This is a genomic window from Streptomyces hygroscopicus subsp. hygroscopicus (assembly GCF_001553455.1).
GTDB lineage: Bacteria > Actinomycetota > Actinomycetes > Streptomycetales > Streptomycetaceae > Streptomyces > Streptomyces hygroscopicus.
This window is the reverse complement of sequence record NZ_BBOX01000606.1, coordinates 1-4,144: the sequence shown is the minus strand read 5'-3', so window position 1 is coordinate 4,144 and position 4,144 is coordinate 1. Positions and strand designations below refer to the sequence as shown.

Below are 4,144 nucleotides of genomic sequence, written 5' to 3'. Positions count from 1 at the left end.
GGTCGGGGGCCGGCTGTGGGGTGCGGGGCCGGGGGTCGGGAGTCGGTTGCGAAGGTGCGAGGCCGGGGTCCGGTTGCGGGTGGGGACGGGGGTTCGCCGACGGCCTCACGTTGTCGGAAGGGGGCGTCAGCCCCACTCGCCGCCCAGGGGCCCGGTCTGCCGCCTCGGCGTCGCCTCCGGTCGCCAGTCGGCCGCCGTCCGGGCGGCGTTTCGCGCATCACTCCGCGTGCCGCTGACATGAGGCGACACGTGGGATTCCGGAGTGTTTTGAGGTGCTTAAGGTGGATATGGAGGCACGATCGACCGGACTCGCACGCGTGTTCGAGAATGGGGTTATGGTGGGGCGTGAGCCAAGCAGGGTCGGTCAGGGGGTGTGAGCAGCGGGAGGTGTGGATGCCAGGCTTCACGCATCTGCACACCGCGTCCGGGTTCTCCATGCGGTACGGGGCCGCGCACCCGGAGCGGCTGGCGCAGCGTGCCGCCGAGCGCGGCATGGACGCGATCGCGCTGACCGACCGCGACAGCCTCGCCGGAGCGGTGCGGTTCGCCAGGGCCTGTGAGCGCGCGGGGGTGCGGCCGCTCTTCGGGGTCGACCTCGCCGTGCGGAGCGGTGCGTGGGAGGCCCCGGGGCCGGAGCGCACCGCCCGGCGCCGCACACCCGTGCGCGGCGGGGCGTTCATCGACGAGTCCGCGCCCCGGGCGGTCTTCCTCGCCCGGGACGGCGCGGCGGGCTGGGCCGCGCTGTGCGGGCTGGTCTCCGCCGCCCACGCGGGGCTCGCTCACCCCGGGACTGCCCGGACCAGCGGCGACGGGCTGCCCCTGCTGCACTGGCACGATCTGGCGGGCGCGGCCGGTGCGCTCGCCCCGCTGACCGTGCTGCTCGGCCCGGACTCCGACGTCGTCCGGGCCCTGGCCGCCGGGCGCCCCGACCGGGCCGAGCGGCTGATCGCCTCCTGGCGGGAACTCTTCGGCGACGCGCTGCGGCTGGAAGCCGTGTGGCACGGCCGGGCCGGCACCGGTCCGGGCTCGCTGCGGCTGGCCGCCCGTACCGTCGGCTTCGCCGCCGACCAGGGCGTACCGGCCGTGCTGAGCAACGCCGTCCGCTATGCGGACCCGGGGGAGGGGCCGGTCGCCGATGTCCTGGACGCGGCCCGTCGGCTCGTCCCCGTCGACCCGCGCGACCCCGCCACCCTCGACAGCGGTGAGCGCTGGCTCAAGGGCCCCCGGGACATGGCGCGGGCGGCCGAGCGGATCGTGGAGGCGGCGGGGATGCGGCGGGACGCCGCCCACCGGCTGCTGGAGGAGACCCGGCGCACCGCCGCCGCGTGTCTGGTCGACCCCGAGGGCCACATCGGCCTGGGCAGCGTCCACTTCCCCGAGCCCCGTCTGGTCGGGGCCGGGCGGCGGAGCGCCGAACGGGTGCTGCGGTCGCGCTGCGCCGCCGCCATGGTGCTGCGGGGGTACGACCGCGACCGGGCGCGCTGGGAGCGGCTGGAGGACGAGCTGCGCACCATCGAACGGCTCGGCTTCGCCTCGTACTTCCTCACCGTCGCGCAGGTCGTCGACGACACCCGGGCGCTCGGCATCCGGGTGGCCGCCCGCGGCTCCGGCGCCGGGTCGTTCGTCAACCATCTGCTGGGCATCGCCCATGCCGACCCCGTCGCCAGCGGTCTGCTGATGGAGCGCTTCCTGTCGGTGCGGCGGGCCGCGCTGCCCGATATCGACATCGACGTGGAGTCCGCGCGCCGGCTGGACGTCTATCGCGCGATCTTCGAACGGTTCGGGGCGGAGCGGGTCGCGACCGTCTCGATGCCCGAGACCTACCGGGTGCGCCATGCCGTACGGGACGTGGGCGCGGCGCTCGGCATGGACCCGGCCGAGGTGGACCGGGTGGCCAAGTCCTTCCCGCACATCCGCGCCCGCGATGCCCGCGCGGCGCTCGCGGAACTGCCCGAGCTGCGGGCGCTCCGCGAGGCGACCGCGGAGCAGGAACGTTTCGGCAGGTTCTGGGAGCTGGTCGAGGCGCTCGACGGGCTGCCCCGTGGCATGGCCATGCACCCCTGCGGGGTGCTGCTCTCGGACGCCGGGCTGCTGGCCCGTACGCCCATCGTGCCGACCAGCGGCGAGGGCTTCCCGATGGCGCAGTTCGACAAGGATGACGTGGAAGAGCTCGGACTGCTCAAACTCGACGTCCTCGGTGTGCGGATGCAGTCCGCGATGGCGCACGCGGTCGCGGAGATCCGGCGGACCACCGGGCGGGTCGTGGACATCGACGACCCCGGGCAGGTCCGGCCCGGCGATCCGGCCACCTACGACCTGATCCGCTCCACCGAGACACTCGGCTGCTTCCAGATCGAATCGCCCGGTCAGCGCGATCTCCTCGGCCGGTTGCAGCCCACCTCCTTCCACGACCTCGTGGTCGACATATCGCTTTTCCGGCCGGGTCCGGTGGCCGCCGACATGGTCCGGCCCTTCATCGACGCCCGGCACGGCCGCAAGCCCGCGCGCTATCCGCATCCGGACCTGGAGGACGCGCTGCGCGAGACCTACGGGGTCGTGGTCTTCCACGAGCAGATCATCAAGATCGTGTCGATCATGACCGGTTGTGAACGGGACCTCGCCGACGAGGCGCGGCGTGCGCTGTCCGATCCCGAACGGCAGGGGCGGGTGCGGGCCTGGTTCCACGCGGAGGCGGAGAAGCGGGGCTACTCGCCGGAGGTGCGGCAGCGCACCTGGGAGATCGTCGAGGCGTTCGGCTCGTACGGCTTCTGCAAGGCGCACGCCGTCGCCTTCGCGGTCCCGACGTACCAGTCCGCCTGGCTCAAGGCGCACCATCCGGCGGCCTTCTACGCCGGGCTGCTCACCCATGACCCCGGGATGTACCCCAAGCGGCTGCTGCTGGCGGACGCGCGGCGGCGCGGGGTGCCGATCCTGCCGCTGGATGTGAACCGGTCGGGGGCCGCCTATCGCATCGAACTGACGTCTGGTGGTTCCGGGGGTGAGGAGACCATCGGGATCCGGCTGGCCCTGAGCGACGTCCACGGCATCAGCGAGGCCGAGACCGAGCGGATCGCGGCCGGACAGCCGTACTCCTCGCTCCAGGACCTGTGGTGGCGCGCCCACCCCGGCCGGCCGGTGGCCGAACGGCTGGCCCAGGTCGGCGCGTTGGACGCGTTCGGCGCGAGCCGCCGCGATCTGCTGCTGCAGATCGCCGAGCTGCACCGGCAGCAGCGGGGCGCCGCCCGGCGCGACGCCGAGGGCCAGCTCCCGCTGGCCGAAACCGGCCCCGCCGCCCCCGCCGGACTCCCCGACCTCGACGCGGACGAACGCCTCGGCGCCGAGCTCGGCATCCTCGGCATGGACGTCTCCCGCCATCTGATGGGCGACCACCGGGACTTCCTGGAAGAGCTGGGCGCCATCCCCGCGAAACGGCTGCGCGACGCGCCGCACGGGCAGACCGTGCTCGTCGCCGGGGCCAAGGCCGCCACCCAGACCCCGCCGATCCGCTCGGGGCGCCGGGTCATCTTCACCACGCTGGACGACGGTACGGGGCTGGTCGACTGCGCCTTCTTCGACGACAGCCACGCGGCGTGCGCGCACACCGTCTTCCACTCCTGGCTGCTGCTCGTACGCGGCGTGGTCCAGCGGCGCGGCCCGCGCAGCCTCAGCGTCGTCGGCTCGGCCGTGTGGAACCTCGCCGAACTGGCCCGGCTCAGGAAGGAGGGCGGCCTCGAGGCGGTCGCCGCCGAACTGGCCGGGGCGGGCCCGGAGACGGCCGGGACGGACTCCGGTTCCGGCCGCCGCATCGAGATGCCCACCGGCTACGCCATGCACCCCTGGGCCGACCTCCAGCCCGCGGGCGACGGGGCCGCCACCGGCCGCAAGCTGTGGCACGCGAGTCCGGGGAGCGCGGGATGAACGCGCCGAAGGGGCGCCAGCCCCGCCGTGCGTTCGGCACCACCCCAGGCCCCGGCCTCCGGCCCGGGCCACGCCCGGGGGTGCTTGGGGCTGTGTTCGGGGTTGGGAGTGGGGGTGGGTTCGAGGTTGGGTCTGGGCTTGGGCTTGGGCTCGGGGTTGGGTCTGGGGGTGGGCTTGGGTTCGGGGCTGGGATTGGGGCTGCGCCCGTGTCCGGGTTCGGGTCCGG

1 protein-coding gene is annotated in these 4,144 nt (G+C 74.4%); it reads left to right on the top strand.

Annotated elements, in window-relative coordinates:
* The first annotated feature begins 393 nt into the window (after window positions 1–393).
* Entirely contained in the window at window positions 394–3,918 is a 3,525-nt protein-coding gene (locus AXW62_RS39235; RefSeq protein WP_060948517.1) for a DNA polymerase III subunit alpha, read from the top strand.
* Window positions 3,919–4,144 lie beyond the last annotated feature (226 nt).

Coding starts and splice junctions, on each gene's coding strand:
- AXW62_RS39235 (WP_060948517.1), top strand. CDS start 394: ATGCCAGGCTTCACGCATCTGCACACCGCGTCCGGGTTCTCCATGCGG.